Source organism: Phyllobacterium sp. GQ127 (genome assembly GCF_059758635.1).
The window spans coordinates 20,841-38,422 of the sequence record NZ_JCAXDZ010000006.1; the positions used below are offsets into that span (position 1 = coordinate 20,841).

The window sequence follows — 17,582 nt, forward strand, 5'->3', positions numbered from 1 at the left end:
ATGTTCACATTCGGCTCCCTATTTCAATCACTCGGATTGTTTTGGCCTGTTTATTTACGGCGATAGAGCCAAAGCGTGAGCGGCGCGAGTGTGATGGTCAATAGGACGGGCGCGATCAATGCTGCGCCAATTTGAACCATTGTCGCATTACCAGCCATAAGACCGCGCATAGCTGTCGTCATCAACGATACAGGATTGACCTCGACGAATGCCCTAAGCAGACTGGGCATTGTTGCTGGATCAACCATGATGTTCGATGCGAAAACCAACGGCATGATGCCGGTGAACGCCATTGTCATGACCGTATTGGGCGTACGCATGACCAATCCCAGCACCAGAAATATCCAGCCAAAGCCAAAACCTATAACAATAAGCAACAGCAAAGCCTCGACGATACCTATAATCCCAGCTTCCGGCCGATAGCCAAGAATAATCCCTATTATCAGAATAAGCAGGGACGCGATGAGATGGCGCAGGATATCGCCGACCATCAGACCGGCGAAAGGCGAGAGAGACCAAATTGGCAATGAACGAAACCTGTCAAACAGACCCTTGCCAAGATCTGTACTCAGACCCATTCCCGAGTACATTGAATTGAACACCACGGTCTGTACGAGGATGCCTGGCAAAAAATACTGCAAATAGGCTGATGTTGACCCTGAGAGCGCGCCGCCGAAGACGAAGGTGAAGAGCAGGGTGAACATGATCGGCGTCATCACCAGATCAAAGAGCTGCTCAGGGACATGTTTAAATTTCAATACTGCCCGCCAGCCAAACACAAGCGCATTGGAAAATGCTGAAGGTTGAGGAGGGCGGGCAGCATGGATAAGTGCAACCGTTGCCTTATTATCGTCCATCACGCTTCTCCGTCAGTAATCTGAGGCTCGGTAATCTGGCCAGTCAGAGCGAAAAACACTTCGTCAAGGCTTGGCGCACCCATAGAGAAATCAGCAAGTTCGATGTCGGCTTTTATTAAAGCGGCCAGAGCACGATTGGCATTTTGAGGCGTATCAATCATCAATGATAAGGCCGCACCTTCCGAGCTTCGCTGGGGCTTGTTACCTGTTATTTCTTCAAGCACCTGCTCCGCTTCGTCAATGCGTGAATGCTCAACCAATGTCAGGTGCAGAAAGCCGGAGCCAGTTGCAGCTTTCAATTCGCGGCTGGTGCCCTCGGCGATCTTTTTGCCATGATTGATGACAGCTATGCGAGCAGCGAGCTGGTCAGCTTCCTCAAGATACTGCGTGGTCAAAAGTATCGTAACGCCCGCCTCGGAAAGAGAGCGGATCATACGCCAAACACTCTTGCGTGCCATCGGGTCGAGACCGGTTGTTGGTTCATCGAGAAAAAGAACCCCGGGAGTAACAACAAGCGACGCGGCGATGTCCAGCCTTCGGCGCATGCCTCCAGAATAATCCTTTACCTGCTTGGTAGCCGCCTCCATCAGGTCGAAAGCTGTTAGCAAATCATCGGCACGTTTCTTGGCGTTGCGTCCGCGGAAGCCCCATAGTCTTGCAAGCAAGATCAGATTCTCACGTCCCGTCAGATCTTCGTCAAGCGAGGCAAATTGACCGGTCATGGCAATCGATCCGCGCACCTCGTGAGGCGAGTCCTTCAAATCAAAACCCAGCACCTTTGCCGATCCCGCATCTGCCGGCAGCAACGTCGCCAGCATGCGCAACAAGGTGGTCTTGCCAGCACCATTTGGTCCGAGGATGCCAAAGATCATGCCGCGCGGCACGGTAAGATCAATACCGTCCACGGCGCGGACATTGCCAAAATTTTTGGTTAGCCCATGCGCTTCGATTGCTAAAGATGAAACGCCATTGTTCGGCGCAGCGGTGTCGGCCATCGTCACAGTCCTTAAATTGGCGAAATGTCAGGTAGGGATCAGCGGCGGCAAGAGCGAACAGATATCAATGCCAGCATTTTCTGTCAAAGTTGCACGAGCTGCTCACAATTCATTCCTGACAGATACTGCCAAGTCTTTTTGCAAATCATTCGCACTTGCAATAATTGATGATCCTCGCTAAGGATGCAGTTGCAACTCAATTGCAATAAGGAGAGGCTATGCTGGATGGAGTGAGGCGGTCCGTGTTGACCGGAATAATGGGCGCGTTCTTCGGAATGATCTTGGCGATCATTCCCGCAGCGGCACAGGACAAATTCAAGGCGGTGACCACATTTACGGTTATTGCCGACATTGCGCGCAATGTTGCTGGTGATGCGGCGATTGTTGAATCTATTACCAAGCCAGGCGCGGAGATTCATAATTATCAGCCAACGCCGGGCGATATCCAGAAAGCGCAGGGTGCCCAACTTATTTTATGGAATGGCCTCAATCTCGAGCTCTGGTTTGAAAAGTTCTTTGCCAATTTAAAAGACGTTCCAGGAGTCGTTGTTTCGCAGGGTGTGGTGCCGATGGGCATTGCTGAAGGGCCCTATACGGGTAAACCAAATCCGCATGCCTGGATGTCCCCGACAGCGGCGCTGATTTACGTTGATAATATCCGCGACGCTTTTGTAAAATATGATCCGGCTAATGCTGAAACCTATGAGGCAAACGCCGAGACCTACAAGGGACAAATCAAGGCAGCGATTGATCCGATTAAGGACGAGCTTGCAGCCATTCCAGCAGACAAGCGCTGGTTGGTGTCCAGCGAGGGCGCGTTCTCCTATCTGGCTCGCGATTTTGATCTGAAAGAAGTTTATCTCTGGCCTATCAATGCAGATCAGCAAGGCACGCCTCAACAAGTACGCAAGGTGATTGATGCGGTCCGGGCGAACAAGATCGGCGTGGTTTTCTCGGAAAGCACGATCTCGGCTGATCCTGCCAAGCAGGTCGCACGGGAAACCGGCGCAAGTTATGGCGGCGTTCTTTATGTGGATTCGCTTACCGACGCGAGTGGTGAAGTCCCAACCTACATAGATCTCTTACGCGTCACATCCAGCCGGGTTGCGGAAGGCCTTGCCAAAGGTATCACGCAATGAACGCCCAATCGTTTCAATCGGCTCGCAGATATTCACCCGTGTCGTCTGACGCGGGTGGGGGCATTTCAGTAAAGGGCGCTACGGTAATCTATCGCAACGGTCATACAGCGTTGCGCGATGCGACGTTTGAAATCCCTACAGGCACTATCACTGCGCTGGTGGGAGTTAATGGTTCCGGCAAGTCAACGCTTTTCAAGGCAATCATGGGTTTTATAAAGGCTTCCGAAGGAACGATTTCAGTTCTTCGTCAGTCAGTAAATGAAGCCTTGAAAAAGAACCTTGTTGCCTACGTTCCTCAAAGCGAGGATATAGACTGGAATTTTCCGGTCTTGGTGGAAGATGTTGTCATGATGGGCCGTTATGGCCACATGGGCATGATGCGTATCGCCAAGGCTGCAGATCGGCAGGCAGTATCGGATGCCCTCGCGCGCGTGGGAATGACCGATTTTCGCAAACGCCAAATTGGCGAGCTTTCGGGTGGCCAAAAGAAACGGGTATTTCTTGCTCGCGCATTAGCACAAGATGGACGGGTCATTTTGCTGGATGAGCCATTCACCGGCGTGGATGTGAAAACGGAAGAGGCGATTATTATATTGCTGCGTGCCCTGCGCGACGAGGGGCGGGTAATTTTGGTTTCAACGCATAATCTTGGTAGTGTCCCGGAGTTCTGTGACCGCACTGTTCTACTCAATCGCACCGTACTTGCTTATGGTCCGACAGCCGAGACATTCACACAGAAAAATCTGGAACGGACATTCGGCGGCGTGCTGCGTCATTTCAAGCTTGATGCCCCGCACGCAGGTGAAAGACGTCCTGTCGGCGTGATTACCGATGATGAGCGGCCCTTCGTGCTCTACGACAATACCGTAAATCCCAAAAGCAATGGACCACTTTAGATGACATTGCTGCTCGAACCGTTCTCTTATCAATATATGATCAATGCCATGTGGGTTTCGGCGTTGGTGGGCGGTGTCTGCGCCTTCCTGTCGGCCTATCTCATGCTGAAAGGTTGGTCTCTTATCGGGGATGCGCTTTCGCATTCCATCGTTCCGGGTGTGGCTGGTGCCTATATGCTTGGGCTGCCTTTCTCAATTGGTGCATTCTTTTCGGGAGGACTGGCCGCCGCTGCGATGTTGTTTCTCAACCAGCGTACGAAGCTCAAGGAAGATGCCATCATCGGTTTGATCTTCTCATCCTTTTTTGGTCTCGGCCTGTTCATGGTGTCACTCTCTCCGACGTCCGTGAATATCCAGACAATTGTTCTGGGGAATATCCTGGCGATTACACCGGAAGACACACTCCAACTTGCTATTATCGGTTTCGTTTCGCTGGCTATTCTGCTGGTAAAATGGAAAGATCTTATGGTTGTTTTTTTCGATGAGAGTCATGCACGCTCTATCGGTCTCAATCCAACAGCGCTCAAAATCATGTTCTTTACGCTTTTATCGGCGTCGACCGTAGCAGCTTTACAGACAGTCGGCGCATTTCTGGTTATTTGCATGGTCGTGACGCCCGGCGCCACCGCTTATCTTTTAACGGATCGATTTCCGCGGCTGCTCGTCATCGCTGTTGTCATCGGTGCAATGACAAGCTTTGCCGGTGCCTATATTAGCTATTTTCTCGACGGGGCTACCGGCGGAATCATTGTCCTGTTGCAGACGCTTATTTTTCTGGTCGCTTTTATCTTCGCGCCCAAACATGGACTGATCGCAGCCCGGCGCCGCGCTGCAGAAATGCAGGAGGTCGCATTATGAGCGTCTTTGAAACCCTGCTTTTGCCCTTTCAGTTCGAATTCATGATCAATGCGTTGATCATCTCAGTACTCGTAGCAATTCCGACAGCTTTGCTCTCCTGTTTCATGGTGCTAAAGGGCTGGTCGCTGATGGGCGACGCCATTTCGCACGCTGTTTTTCCAGGAGTAGTCATCGCTTATATTGTTGGTTTGCCCTATGCGGTCGGAGCCTTTGTGGCAGGCATGTTCTGCGCAATTGCCACCGGGTTTTTGAAGGAAAACAGCCGTATCAAGCAGGACACGGTTATGGGCGTCGTTTTTTCCGGCATGTTCGGCCTTGGTCTCGTGCTATATGTGAAAATCCAGTCAGACGTTCACCTCGACCATATATTGTTTGGTGACATGCTCGGTATCAGCTGGAGCGATATCGCCCAGACGGCGATCATCGCAACGATCACAGCCGGAACTATCGTGTTTAAATGGCGCGATTTCTTGCTTCACGCATTTGATACGGTGCAAGCCCGCGCAGTTGGATTACGTGTGGGATTGCTGCATTATGGGCTGCTTTGCCTGATTTCCCTAACGATTGTGGGCGCTCTAAAAGCTGTTGGCATCATATTAGCAATTGCCATGTTGATCGCGCCGGGAGCAATTGCTTTTTTGCTTACCCGGACATTCAGTAAAATGCTTCTCGTCTCCGTCTTCGTTGCGGTATTGGCCTCTTTCTTAGGTACTTATTTTGCTTTCTTCATTGACAGCGCGCCGGCGCCGACCATCGTTCTGTTGATGACGGGAACTTTCATCGGTGCGCTGGCGCTGGTGTCCTATCGGCAAGCTCGAACCGAGACGCAGCCGATGTAAATCAGTGCATTGGGCTGGGAAATATTAGCGATTGATGTGCTGAAACCCCCGCCCTAGCGCCGTCGCCCACGGCAAAGGAGACCGAACCGGCCATAAGGGCTGTATCACCGCAGGCATAGACACCAGGAACCGACGTTAGTTTGCTTGCGTCCGTTTGAATGAATGTTCCGAGCGGTCCATCTTCCAGCGCGCACTTCAATTGTTGCGGGAGTGGACCAGTGACAACGGTGCGCGAAAGAGTAAACAATCCGGTAAGCGATAGGGCACGACCATCAGAAAACTCTACAATCGGCTGTGCCTCTTCGCCCGATATGGCGGCAATCGTCCCATAATCGAGCGTCACATTACGCGCAGCCAGAGCCGCCAATTGGTCGTCACTAGGCTCAAACATGTTGTTGACAAAAAGCTTGGTGTTGCCCCAGTCGGCAAGCATTAAAGCTTGATGGGCAGACAAGGAACTTGTCGCCAACACGCCGATATCGCCGCCACCTGCTTCATAACCGTGGCAATAGGGACAATGAAAAACGCTCTTGCCCCACCGTTCGCGAAGACCGGGTATTGTTGGCAATATGTCCGTGACACCTGTTGCCAGAATAAGACGCCGGCCCTTGTAATCTGCTCCGGATGAGGTGCCGACAGTGAAGGCATCGAGGATACCTTCGGCATTTTCCGCACGGGCATCAACCCAGGTGACATTCGGATAAGCCAATAGCTGCTCGCGCCCGACATGCGCAATCTGTACAGCCGAACTGCCGTCTTGTGTCAGGAATCCGTGAGAGGTTTCAGCAAATCGGTTGCGACGCTCGCCTGCGTCCACAACAAGTACATTGCGACGTGAACGGGCGACTTGCAACGCTGCTGCAAGACCGGAATAACTTCCCCCAACAACAATAACGTCATAGGTCATGGGATTTTCTCTCCTTTCGGATCGCATCAAAACGCCGGTGAAAATCAGCGGCGAGATCGGCGAGTGTTATCGTGCCGAGCCGTTCAATGATAAGGGCTTCGGCTTCTTGAAATGCAGTGTCGAGCGCATGATTGACCGACTGTTCCACAAGGCAATCGGGTGCGTCGGCTCTATTGCCCAAAGCAAAGAAGTCAGGGGAGCCAAGCGCGTCGTAAATGTCGCGAAGAGTTAAAGTGTTGAGGTCGCGTGCGATAATCCAGCCACCACCATGGCCCTTCTCGGATCGCACAAATCCGGCATCTCGCAATCCCGCCATTGTCCGGCGGACGACAACGGCATTTGTATGCATATGTTTGGCCAATTCCTCCGATGTCATGGGTTTGGCGCGCTCTGCCATGTGGAGAATGACGTGGAGGACGGCGGAAAGGCGGCTGTTTCTTTTCATGTAACAGAATATGATACGTGACATAGCGCACGTCAAGATTGCGTGAAATAAATTCGTCAACTCATCTTGGACAGTGAGCAAAAGCGTCTACATAAGGTCAAACGGTTATCCGGAGATGTGCATGTTGATCAATCCGCCCAACTTACTTCTGCTGCGGAGCGAGCAGACATGAACAGATACTCCGGAGGATTTTGGATATTCATTCTGTGCGTCGTTTCCATAAGCGGCGCACTTTTTAGCTGGGCCTTTTACGGAGAACCATCAATTGTAGGTTCCGTTTTTGCGCTTTTTACTTGTGTACCCATTATCGCACTCGAGCGTGGGGCATTGTTTCCTCGACTCTATGCAAGAATTGCCGCGCTTTCGACCCCGCTTTATCTGATTTCCATGCTCATCGTTACATACATATTGATGTATGTAGGCTCCGCATTATGTCGACTCCTGTTGGGATTTATAGGTTACCAAACTTACGAATCCTGGCGTGAAATCGCAATTTTGCCCGCTAGCGCCATGTTCGCCGCGCTGGGTGTTTCGCTCGTCGTCAGTTTCGTTGCGCGGGTACGCGAATTGTTGGGGCGTGACGTCTTTTCAAGTCTTCTTATCGGGCGTTACCGCAAGCCCATCGAAGAGGAGCGGGTATTCCTGTTTATCGATCTGGTTGGGTCGACTTCCTTTGCCCAGGAATTTGGTGATCTGCGGGCCCAGCAGTTCCTTGGAGCGTTGTTCGCAGCCTTTGCCGAGCCAGTACGCAGATATAGGGGGACCATTGACGATTATATTGGCGATGCCGCCATTATTACTTGGCCAATGGCGAGAGGCACCAAGAATGGCAATAGCGTAAAATGCGTCTTCGCTATTCTCGATTCCATTGAGGCAGACCGGGAAAAGTGGCTGAAAAATTTTGGACGTGTTCCACAACTTCGCGCAGCCCTTCACGGTGGTCCCATCATTACTGCGGAAATAGGGGTCGATCATCACAAGATTACCTATTTTGGTGACACGGTGAACACCACTGCGCGGCTGGAAACGCTTTGTCGGACACTTGATGCACCAGTATTGATTTCCGGAGATCTCGCAAAGCGAGTGGAGTTCGAAGGCGATATTCAGCCGGAATTTCTTGGAATGCATGCCGTAAAGGGTAGGGGGCAGACGCTGGGAGTCATGGCGTTGAAGCGTGCGGCAAATATCCCCACTTCGACAAATTTTGTTCATTAAGCGCCAAATTTGCCATTTGTGCGGATGACAGGGTCGTTGTGCTAGGCTATGGTCCGGGCTTGTCGAGGGCCTTGGGATTGAAGAATCATAAGGCCCTGTCAGTTTGCGGGAGAGTGTTCTGTGCAGTGATGTGCAGAGCCACCGAAGGGGAAATCGCCCGAAATCTCTCAGGTATCAAGAACCGCAAACGGGTAAGGCAACTCTGGAAAGTCGGGGGAAACCTCGCGCCGAAGGTGTAAGTTCAGCTGGGACCAAGGTCCCGTAACGGCTGTGCGAGTCTCTCAGGCTTCCGACAGAGGGGCAAAGAAACATTCCGTCGTTGTGGCGGAGGTCTTTGCGCGACTCTGGAGAAGTAATGGGCAACGAAGAAGAACAACTAAAATCACTACCACTTGATGATCTGCATAAAGCTGCCGGTGCGCGCTTTGGTGGATTTGCCGGATGGTCAATGCCTATCACCTATCCGCTGGGGGTGATGAAGGAACATCTTCATGCGCGCGAAAACGCCGGGCTTTTTGACATTTCCCATATGCAATTGTTCGATGTTTCGGGTCCAGGCGCAACAGCGCTTTTGTCACGTGCATGCCCGCTGGATGCAGGGGCATTGCAACCGGGACAATCCAAATACACGTTTTTTCTCGACGAGCAGGCAGGCATACTCGACGATCTTATCGTAACCCGTTTGGGTGCCGCTCATTACATGGTGGTGGCCAATGCCGGCAATGCGGCGGCCGACGAGGCGCACCTGCGCGGTGTCGCAAAAGATTTTGACTGCAAGATCGATGCGCTAGACCGTGTTTTTCTGGCCATTCAAGGCCCGCAAGCAGCCGATGTTCTGCATAAAGCAGGGATTTCGGGGACCGAGCTAGCTTTCATGCATGGCTTTGAGCCGAAGCCGGGCTGGTTCATGAGTCGCTCAGGCTATACGGGTGAAGATGGTTTCGAAATTGCACTGCCTGCGCCCGATGCCGGTGAGCTTGCAGAGACGCTCTTCAAGGATGAGAGAGTGGCTTGGGTCGGACTTGCGGCCCGTGACAGTCTTCGGTTGGAAGCCGGTCTTTGTCTGCATGGTCACGACATTACCCCTGACTTTAACCCGGTGGATGCAGGCCTTACTTGGGCAATTGGAAAAGCTGTCCGTGAGAAGGCCGGGTTTATCGGCGCCAAAGCTCTGCTTGAAAAGATTGCCTCGGGTAGCGCGCGAAAGCGGGTTGGCTTGAAACCCGATGGTCGCCAACCGGTTCGCTCTGAGACTGTCCTCATTGATGCAGACGGAAAACATGTCGGCATTGTCACTTCGGGCGGGTTCGGTCCCTCCGCTGGTCATCCGGTGGCGATGGGATACGTCAATAAGGACATTCTTGCCGCAACGGTGCCGATTTTTGCTGAAGTGCGCGGAAATCGCATTCCGGTCCACATTCATCCACTTCCCTTCGCGCCACATCGCTACCACAAAGGATAATACAAATGGCAACCACTTACTTTACCGAAGATCATGAATGGGTACGCGTTGATGGCGATATCGCAACGGTCGGTATTACGGATCATGCACAGGATCAGCTCGGCGATCTCGTTTTTGTTCAGTTGCCCGATATCGGCACCAGCCTTTCCAAAGGTGATGCAGCTGTTGTTGTTGAATCTGTCAAGGCTGCCTCCGATGTATACGCGCCGCTGGATGGTGAAGTCACAGAAGTGAACGAAGCGACCGCAAGTGATCCGGCCCTGATCAATTCTGCCGCTACCGGCGATGGCTGGCTTTGGAAGATGAAGCTTTCCAACACTGAACAATTGACAGGCTTGCTTGATGAAGCCGGTTACAAAGCGATTATTGGTTGAACATCATGAACAAGAGCATATTCCCATTTGCCGACAGGCATATCGGCCCTAGTACACAAGGCTCGCGCGCCATGTTGGCTGCGCTTGGTATTCCTTCACTCGATACGTTGATTTCACAGGCTGTTCCAAAGTCTATCCGGCTCGAAAAACCCCTTGATATTCCCGAGGCGGTTAATGAAGCCGAAGCACTCGCCGAACTGGCCGCCAAGATGGGCCACAACAAGACCTTCAAAAGTTATATTGGCCAAGGATATCACGGTACCCATGTTCCGACAGTGATCCAACGCAACCTCTTTGAGAATCCGGCGTGGTATACGGCCTACACGCCATATCAGTCTGAAATCAGCCAAGGCCGTCTTGAGCTCCTGTTTCACTTCCAGACGCTGGTGGCCGAGCTGACAGGACTGCCCGTCGCTTCCGCGTCGCTCCTTGACGAGGCAACCGCTGTTGCGGAAGCCGTAGGGATTGCCTATCGTCATCACCGCGAAAAGCGTACGCGAATTGTCCTTGCCGGAGATGTTCATCCGCAAATCCTGGACGTGGTCAGAACTCGTGCTGAACCCCTGGGCATGACGGTCAATGGCGGCGAGATCGATAATACTGCAGCCGCTGTCATCGTACCTTGGCCGGATACTTACGGGGTCTACAGGGATCACTCTGCTGTTATCAAGGCTGCGAAGGCTGCAGGCGTACTTGTTATTGCAGTTGCCGATCCGCTTGCTCTGACGGTCACTGCATCACCTGCGTCGCTGGGTGCCGACATTGCTGCGGGTTCCATGCAGCGCTTTGGCGTTCCCGTAGGTTATGGTGGGCCCCATGCCGCTTACCTCGCGGTGACTGAAAATCTAACCCGGCTTATTCCAGGTCGGCTGGTCGGCCAATCGGTCGATAGCAAAGGCAGGGCGGGATACCGTCTCGCATTGCAGACACGCGAGCAGCATATTCGCCGCGACAAGGCTACGTCGAATATCTGTACAGCGCAGGCACTGCTTGCGAACATGGCGGTATCCTATGCCATCTGGCATGGTCCGCAGGGGCTTCAGGCTATTGCCAGCCAAGTTCACGCAAAGGCTGCAAGATTGGCGGCTGCACTTGAGGCTGTGGGCCTTGAATTAAGTGGGTCGCAATTCTTCGATACGGTCACGGTCAGCGTTCCGGGTAGAGCAGATGCTATTGCGGTCAGCGCCGAAAAAGGCGAACGACTGCTCCGCCATATTGATGCGGACAGACTAGGTATCACTGTAGATGAGACAACGACGGACGAGGATCTGGTAGCGCTTGCCGGTTTGTTCGGTGCCAAGGTGCTGAATGATCCCGGCTCAAAGTTGCCAAGCTCGCGGCCTGCCGAGGGTTTCATGACCCAGGCTGTCTTCCATCAACAGCGTTCGGAAACCGAGATGATGCGCTTCCTTCGTCGGCTTGCCGATAAGGATCTGGCGCTTGACCGTGCGATGATTCCGCTCGGTTCCTGTACGATGAAGCTGAACGCTGCAGCAGAAATGCTTCCCGTAAGCTGGCAAAGCGTTGCCAATGTGCATCCTTTCGCACCGGCAGATCATGCGCTGGGCTATAAGTCGCTGACCGATGATCTTGAAGCTTGGCTCTCAGAGATCACAGGCTTTGATGCCGTGTCACTGCAACCAAATGCCGGTAGCCAAGGCGAGTATGCCGGTCTTCTTGCAATCCGTCGCTATCATTTGGATCGCGGCGATGATCATCGCGATATTTGCCTCATCCCTGAATCGGCCCATGGCACCAATCCTGCCAGTGCGCATATGGCGGGGATGCGGGTGGTCGTTGTTGCTTGCGAAGAGGCAGGCGACATTGATCTCGATGATCTGAAAGCAAAGGCTGAACTACACAGCGCCAATCTTGCCGCATTGATGATTACCTACCCGTCAACACATGGCGTATTCGAGGAGGGGGTCAAAGATATTTGCGCTGTCGTTCATGAACATGGCGGTCAGGTCTATTTTGATGGCGCCAATTTGAACGCGCTCGTTGGGCTTGCACGTCCCGGTGATATTGGCGCGGATGTCTGCCACATGAACCTGCACAAGACCTTCTGCATTCCGCATGGAGGCGGGGGACCCGGTGTCGGCCCGATTGGTGTTAAGAAGCATCTGGCTCCATTCCTGCCTGGACATGTGATGAATGGCACCGGCAATGCGGTTTCCGCCGCACCATTCGGCAGCGCATCAATTCTGCCAATCACATGGATGTATATCCGTATGATGGGTGGAGCAGGCTTGAAGCGCGCAACCGAAATGGCGATTCTCAATGCCAATTACATTGCTGAACGATTGAAGGATTATTACCCTGTGTTGTTCAAGGGCCGTAATGATCGCGTGGCACATGAGTGTATTCTTGATACTCGGGTACTTAAGGAAAGTGCCGGAATTGGTGTTGAAGACATAGCCAAGCGTCTGATTGATTATGGGTTCCACGCCCCTACAATGTCCTGGCCAATTGCTGGAACGCTGATGGTTGAACCTACGGAATCAGAATCGAAGCGCGAGATTGATCGTTTCTGCGATGCGATGATCGCAATCGCGGGTGAGGCTGCAAAAGTTGCGAGCGGAGAGTGGCCGAGAGATGACAATCCACTTGTCAACGCTCCGCATCCATCGGGCGATGTTCTGGCTGATGACTGGTCGCACCCCTATAGCCGCAAGGTAGCAAGTCTGCCCGGCGGAGAATCGGAGGATCTGCTGAAATATTGGCCACCGGTTTCCCGGATCGACAATGTTGCAGGCGATCGCAATCTGGTTTGTTCTTGCCCGCCCATGACGGCGTATAATTAAAGAAAAAGAGCGCTGGCATGTCCGGCGCTCTTTTTTGCTACCAGTCAGGTGTCAGGCTTGGAGGTGCATTTTTAACTGCAGCCGAGTCGAACTCCGAGGCAAGCTGGCATAGGGCAAATGGTAAAGCCTGTAGGTCGCTCGATTGGAAGGAGAGGTGGGCAAGGTATTTATTGATAAGCTCGGCAACGACACGTGCCTGCTGCTCATCCCGCAAACGTTTGGCTGCATCTCGATCCGAACGACGTGAAAGCCACAATTTGTGGAGTGCGAAGGCTCTAGGGTCGGGACAGGAGAAACTGACTGGATATCCTCGTTCGTCTATCACTGTCTCGGATGCTTTGGGACTGTTAACCAGCCAAGAAAGCCCCTCAATCTCTATCGCCTGCAAATCTTCGGCATCGGCGCTGAAGCGGTTTTTCTCGTTGGAGGAGAGAATATCTTTTGGCATAGGCTTGATAAGGTCAACCAGAAACCCATCACGGTTTGCCGCCCGGTATCCATTTTTGGCAAGAGGGCGAAAAGAGTGATCAATTTTCTGCAATAGTCCGATCAGGCCTTTGTTAGAGAAATCCTTAACGATGAGCCTTAAACTGAAATGCGAATCCATCAACAAGTCGACGTCCTGTGTTGACAATAGCCCGCTGCTGATATGAACAGCAGCCATGCGTTCATAGAGGAACAGGGCGTTGGTGCCAACAACGTCGACTGCTGTTCCGATAAGGCCAAGTTTGTCGAGCGCCCGAATAATACGAGCTGTCAGTAGCGGGACGCGCCCAAGGGACATAGCCCGGTTCACGGGCGCAAGCTGGTCAAGACGCTGTGCCAACCGCGACATACGATCCTTCGAGTCGTCGCGACCCGAATGAAACTGGTTATGTATCAGTTCTGTTGCGGCTGATTTTGGACCCAAAGATTTCCAGATGCCATTGGTCTTCTTGTAAAGATAAGTCTTGTTATTGGTGCTTTTCTTCCATGACATAGACCCAGAAAACCGCTGTTCATAGTCTTTCGCGCTGGTTCGATAAACATCATAAACCTGCGCTGTATCAACCTGTTGGCGAATTTGTTCTGATGATAACGTTTTGAATTTAATCATGTTATCCCTAGAATGTTCGATGAACTTTAGAATAGGGATAATAGCATATTATGCAAATTTAAAACTATGAAAATAAACGAATTATCCCTTTAATGATGTTTTCTTGGTGCGCAAGGGATAATGGTAGTTCCATAACTATTATTACGTGATTTTCTGCTTTTAGCGGGTGGGTTCAAGGATGAAGTGCGACTTGCAATAGATAACAGTGGCTTATCGCTTGCAAGGAGTTGCCCATGAAATGCACCTACTCCCAGATTGATATGGATGAACGCCGTAAGATCGCTCGAAGGACTGAACCCCTACAAAAATGATAACCGGTGGGCAAAAGCAGGAATCCCAGTTTGACAGTCGACGCGGCGCAATAATGGCGTCAGATTTACGAAGTTGCCAAATCAAATGCGGAGGCGCATAGGTTGTGAAAATGACTACAGGCGTCCAGACCTGGCTCGATCAAGGGTAAAGAGCTCCTGGGCACGTCCCACTCCCCGCAACGCATAACGCCCGACGGAGACGAGTTGGTCTCGCAATTCGCTTGGCAAAGCTTCGGCAAAACTATCGGAAATCAATATGTCCTGGTCAACCGAGCGACACATTGATGCGATGCGACTGACTTCGTTTACCGCGGGACCGACAACTGTAAAGTCGAGGCGCGTATCACTCCCAATATTACCGTAAAATACCTCTCCGATGTGAAGGCCAAGATAGACATCGGTTGCTGGAGCACCATCCGCGTGGCGAACTTGGTTAAGCGTGACAAGGCGTTTGCGTAGCAAATATTCAGCTTCTAGCGCTGCTGCACAATCCTGAGCAGAGTTGCCGTTGGTAAAGATTGCAAGAATACCGTCTCCCATAAGCTTGAGTACGTCGCCGCCCGTTTCGTGTATCGAGGATATGACTGCTTCCGCATAATCATTCAGCATGGGAATGATTGCATCGGGCGATGCTGTATCTGAAATGCGTGTATAGCCTCTCAGATCCGAATACCACAGGACCGCTTCAATACGCTCCGCGGCACCTCGATTGATGCGTCCGGCAAGGACACGCTTAGCGGCATCATGACCTAGATAGACATCGGCCAAGGTCTGGACGATACGGGTCAGCGAGGCGCACTTTATGGCCAATCCCAGTCCTCGCACCATTCGACGGATCGCCACCAGATCCTCTGCACGGAAACCCTGTGGGTCATCGGTAGACCAGGAGGAATAAAAGCAATCCATTTCGCCGATAGTGCCTTCAGAAGAGAAGCGATTTATGAGCGCGAGATAATCAGTGCAGCCTTCGCCTTTGAGCGTGAGTAAATGCGGGAATCCCAAGTCTTTTTCCCGTCCCAGCTGCACGCGCATTTCATCGTCGCCCGCATTCAACATGCTGTAAAAGGTTGATGTCTGCCAGTTGCTTGCGCTTTCACCCTCCTGCGAAGAACCATATTCAATGATGGCGCGCTCGACCTGCCCTTCCCTGCGCCATAGAAAAACTCGGCCTTCGTAGATGGGGTGCAGCGTGTCGACAAATGCATTTGCTCGCTCAAGCCGGATTCCAGCATCAAGACAGCGCTGGCAAAACCCATTCATAAGTTCTGTTTCGCTGGTGCCGGAGAGCCCTTGCATGTCCAGCCAGGTTTCAATTTCTGCGATCTTGGCTTCGTTCATTGCCATACCTGCCTACGAGATGCGCGATGGTTAGCACTGTTACGCGATTTTGACAAAGACAGACCTGCTTTTGAACTGATTTATGGGCAGCTACATGCGGAGGCCAGCACAGGTGAGGTTCAGGGCAGAAAAGCCGCGGGTATCAGGGATAGCAATTGTCAAATACTCAACCTGCCTTGGCAATTGACCCAATCAAAGCTTTTTGACGTGTCAGACAATCCGTAAGTTGGAAGCGATGTTCGACTGTTCTGCGGGCAGCGATACGCAATGGCATATAATCGTCTGGCTTGTGCAAAACACGTAAAATGGTGTCGGCCAAAGCGTCGGTATCATAAAACGGCACAAGTAAGCCATTTTTCCCCGATCGAATGATCTCCTGCACCGGAGGAGTGTCCGAGCCAATGATCAGAGCGCCACAGGCCATGGCCTCCACCACGGACCAGGAGAGAACGAACGGGTAGGTTAAATAGATATGCGCTGTGGAAATTTGATACAGCTGACGAAGAAGATCATGTGAGATTGGACCAGTAAACAAGACTCGGTCAGCCGGGACATTGTGCTGCGCCAGCATAACCTCTTTCCATGTACCTCCACCTGGCGGCGGCTTGCCATAGCTTACGCCATCGCCGCCCACAAAGATAAAAAGAGCGTCGGAATTCTTGGCCAGAACCTTCGATGCCGCTTCAAGTGCTTGCGGGAAGCCGCGATAAGGTTCCAGATCGCGGGCGACGAATGTGATGATCGGCGGATCCCCTGCCCGCAAAACGCGCCCGTCGGGAAGACGCAGCGAGGCGTTGCGGTCTGGACGAAAGCGTTGAGTGTCAACGCCTTCGTGGCAGACCGCGATGCGGTTTTGTGCAGACGCGGGATAGAGGCTCTTTTGCCATTGTGTAGGGCTAATGCCGCCATCCAGGGCTTCGAGCGAGATGAGCTGGGCGATATTGCGCAGACGCAAGCGCTTGCGTGTATCCGCGTCGGGTAAGTCGTCGGGTGCAAATCCGACATCAGCACCCTCTGCCCTGTAGAAAAACTCGCAATATCCTATCGCAGGTACCTGTGGCAGCACGTCTTTTACAAACATCATGCTGCCCCAGCCTATGTGACCGACAACAATGTCTGGTCGCTGGTCATGACGTATCATGGCCTCAAATGTTTCAGCAACCCGGTGCCCGATCCGAACATGGTGATCCGGTATACCCAGATGTTTTGCCATCTGAGTATCCGATCGAGGGCCGGGTTCTGCCCTGTGTCTGACTACGCGGACCGATGGGAGGCGTCGGTCTACAGTTTCACAAACGAGGCTGACATCATGCCCACTGGAAGCAAGATTTTCAGCCAGAGCAGAAAATTGACCAAAGCCACGTCTGTGCACGAATGCCACATGCATGATTTCAGTCCTTTCCGACCGTTACGGCACACCACTTGATTGTTAAATGCCGTAACGTGCAGCATTACCCCATACCAGTTCAAGCCGATGCAATGTTTGAAATGCAATCTCTAGATTGCGCAGGTCACTATCATCCCGCGCAAGAACCCGATTATAAGCACCGCCAGCGTCGCGCAAATTGGCGCAAAGCTGTTCGCCTTTTTCAGTCAAACGAATCCTTGCGGATCGCTTGTCGCGCTGTGATGCTACCCTGTCGATATATCCACCATCGGCAAGCTGCTTCAGGTAATAGGAGATGTTGGAGCCGACATAATGGCCGCGGTCCAGTAGTTCTCCAACCGAAAGTTCAACGTCGCCGATGGCAAGAAGAACCATTGCCTGAGCTGGCCCAACATCTTCAACGCCGAGTTTTGTCATCTCTGTCCTGAGCAGACTCGCGAACCTCCGATTGACCCTCTCAATCATTCTTGCCAGTTCAAAATGCGTTACAACCACTGTATGAACTGGATGTCTATGTCCCTGTTTTTCTGCGGTAATTTCGGGGAAATTGGCGGCATCATAGCCGTCAATAGATGTTTCGACTTCCACTTCTTCGTGCAGAAGTTTTTGTATCATCTTGGTCTCCATGATCAAGTTTACTTCAAAATTTGAAGTAAGTT

General features: G+C 52.2%; 16 protein-coding genes and 1 riboswitch. Of the genes, 8 read left to right on the forward strand and 8 right to left on the reverse strand.

Going from position 1 to position 17,582, the window contains the following annotated elements; genetic code table 11:
- Nucleotides 1-50: 50 nt before the first annotated feature.
- Both AC6CHM_RS19470 and AC6CHM_RS19475 read right to left on the reverse strand, forming a co-directional pair.
- On the reverse strand, nucleotides 51-857 hold the full coding sequence (locus AC6CHM_RS19470; RefSeq protein ID WP_115054071.1) for an ABC transporter permease: 807 nt from the start codon (nucleotides 855-857) through the stop codon (nucleotides 51-53).
- Nucleotides 857-1,852, reverse strand: coding sequence for an ATP-binding cassette domain-containing protein (locus AC6CHM_RS19475; RefSeq protein WP_336442214.1), 996 nt, complete (start codon nucleotides 1,850-1,852; stop codon nucleotides 857-859). The genes AC6CHM_RS19470 and AC6CHM_RS19475 overlap by 1 nt, the downstream gene beginning before the upstream one ends.
- A gap of 218 nt (nucleotides 1,853-2,070) precedes the next feature.
- On the opposite strand from AC6CHM_RS19475, the gene AC6CHM_RS19480 reads away from it, so the two are divergent.
- Genes AC6CHM_RS19480 through AC6CHM_RS19495 form a run of 4 tightly spaced genes read left to right on the forward strand, consistent with a single transcriptional unit; the run spans nucleotide 2,071 to nucleotide 5,584 of the window.
- On the forward strand, nucleotides 2,071-2,991 hold the full coding sequence (locus AC6CHM_RS19480) for a metal ABC transporter substrate-binding protein (protein ID WP_498174220.1): 921 nt from the start codon (nucleotides 2,071-2,073) through the stop codon (nucleotides 2,989-2,991).
- Nucleotides 2,988-3,887, forward strand: coding sequence for a manganese/iron ABC transporter ATP-binding protein (locus AC6CHM_RS19485; RefSeq protein ID WP_498174222.1), 900 nt, complete (start codon nucleotides 2,988-2,990; stop codon nucleotides 3,885-3,887). The genes AC6CHM_RS19480 and AC6CHM_RS19485 overlap by 4 nt, the downstream gene beginning before the upstream one ends.
- Nucleotides 3,888-4,745: a metal ABC transporter permease gene (locus AC6CHM_RS19490; RefSeq protein ID WP_115054066.1), complete on the forward strand. Its 858-nt coding sequence runs from the start codon at nucleotides 3,888-3,890 to the stop codon at nucleotides 4,743-4,745. It abuts the gene before it with no gap.
- A complete protein-coding gene (locus tag AC6CHM_RS19495; RefSeq protein ID WP_498174225.1) occupies nucleotides 4,742-5,584 on the forward strand; it encodes a metal ABC transporter permease in 843 nt (280 codons plus the stop codon). The genes AC6CHM_RS19490 and AC6CHM_RS19495 overlap by 4 nt, the downstream gene beginning before the upstream one ends.
- A 1-nt stretch (nucleotide 5,585) precedes the next feature.
- On the opposite strand, the gene AC6CHM_RS19500 is transcribed toward AC6CHM_RS19495, so the two are convergent.
- Together AC6CHM_RS19500 and AC6CHM_RS19505 are read right to left on the reverse strand one after the other, a co-directional pair.
- On the reverse strand, nucleotides 5,586-6,491 hold the full coding sequence (locus AC6CHM_RS19500) for an NAD(P)/FAD-dependent oxidoreductase (RefSeq protein ID WP_498174227.1): 906 nt from the start codon (nucleotides 6,489-6,491) through the stop codon (nucleotides 5,586-5,588).
- On the reverse strand, nucleotides 6,481-6,936 hold the full coding sequence (locus AC6CHM_RS19505; protein ID WP_498174229.1) for an RrF2 family transcriptional regulator: 456 nt from the start codon (nucleotides 6,934-6,936) through the stop codon (nucleotides 6,481-6,483). Before AC6CHM_RS19505 ends, AC6CHM_RS19500 begins: the two co-directional genes overlap by 11 nt.
- A 168-nt stretch (nucleotides 6,937-7,104) precedes the next feature.
- Here AC6CHM_RS19505 and AC6CHM_RS19510 point away from each other — a divergent pair, with 168 nt between their 5' ends.
- From AC6CHM_RS19510 to gcvP, 4 genes are all read left to right on the forward strand, one after another.
- The gene (locus AC6CHM_RS19510) at nucleotides 7,105-8,151 is read left to right on the forward strand and encodes an adenylate/guanylate cyclase domain-containing protein (protein WP_498174231.1); all 1,047 of its coding nucleotides are present in this window, start codon (nucleotides 7,105-7,107) and stop codon (nucleotides 8,149-8,151) included.
- Nucleotides 8,152-8,247: 96 nt separating this feature from the next.
- Nucleotides 8,248-8,345, forward strand: a riboswitch (glycine riboswitch).
- Between the two features lie 161 nt (nucleotides 8,346-8,506).
- Nucleotides 8,507-9,613: a glycine cleavage system aminomethyltransferase GcvT gene (gene gcvT, locus AC6CHM_RS19515; protein ID WP_498174233.1), complete on the forward strand. Its 1,107-nt coding sequence runs from the start codon at nucleotides 8,507-8,509 to the stop codon at nucleotides 9,611-9,613.
- Between the two features lie 5 nt (nucleotides 9,614-9,618).
- A complete protein-coding gene (gene gcvH, locus AC6CHM_RS19520; protein WP_115054060.1) occupies nucleotides 9,619-9,987 on the forward strand; it encodes a glycine cleavage system protein GcvH in 369 nt (122 codons plus the stop codon).
- A gap of 5 nt (nucleotides 9,988-9,992) precedes the next feature.
- A complete protein-coding gene (gcvP, locus tag AC6CHM_RS19525) occupies nucleotides 9,993-12,791 on the forward strand; it encodes an aminomethyl-transferring glycine dehydrogenase (protein ID WP_498174235.1) in 2,799 nt (932 codons plus the stop codon).
- A 37-nt stretch (nucleotides 12,792-12,828) separates the two neighbouring features.
- On the opposite strand, the gene AC6CHM_RS19530 is transcribed toward gcvP, so the two are convergent.
- The 4 genes from AC6CHM_RS19530 to AC6CHM_RS19545 form a co-directional block, all read right to left on the reverse strand.
- Nucleotides 12,829-13,887, reverse strand: coding sequence for a GSU2403 family nucleotidyltransferase fold protein (locus tag AC6CHM_RS19530; RefSeq protein ID WP_498174237.1), 1,059 nt, complete (start codon nucleotides 13,885-13,887; stop codon nucleotides 12,829-12,831).
- A gap of 425 nt (nucleotides 13,888-14,312) precedes the next feature.
- Nucleotides 14,313-15,536, reverse strand: coding sequence for an adenylate/guanylate cyclase domain-containing protein (locus AC6CHM_RS19535; RefSeq protein WP_440810976.1), 1,224 nt, complete (start codon nucleotides 15,534-15,536; stop codon nucleotides 14,313-14,315).
- Nucleotides 15,537-15,702: 166 nt separating this feature from the next.
- On the reverse strand, nucleotides 15,703-16,923 hold the full coding sequence (locus tag AC6CHM_RS19540) for a glycosyltransferase family 4 protein (protein WP_498174240.1): 1,221 nt from the start codon (nucleotides 16,921-16,923) through the stop codon (nucleotides 15,703-15,705).
- A gap of 42 nt (nucleotides 16,924-16,965) precedes the next feature.
- Complete coding sequence (locus AC6CHM_RS19545; RefSeq protein WP_336442282.1) at nucleotides 16,966-17,535, reverse strand: MarR family transcriptional regulator; 570 nt, start codon at nucleotides 17,533-17,535, stop codon at nucleotides 16,966-16,968.
- Nucleotides 17,536-17,582: the final 47 nt, after the last annotated feature.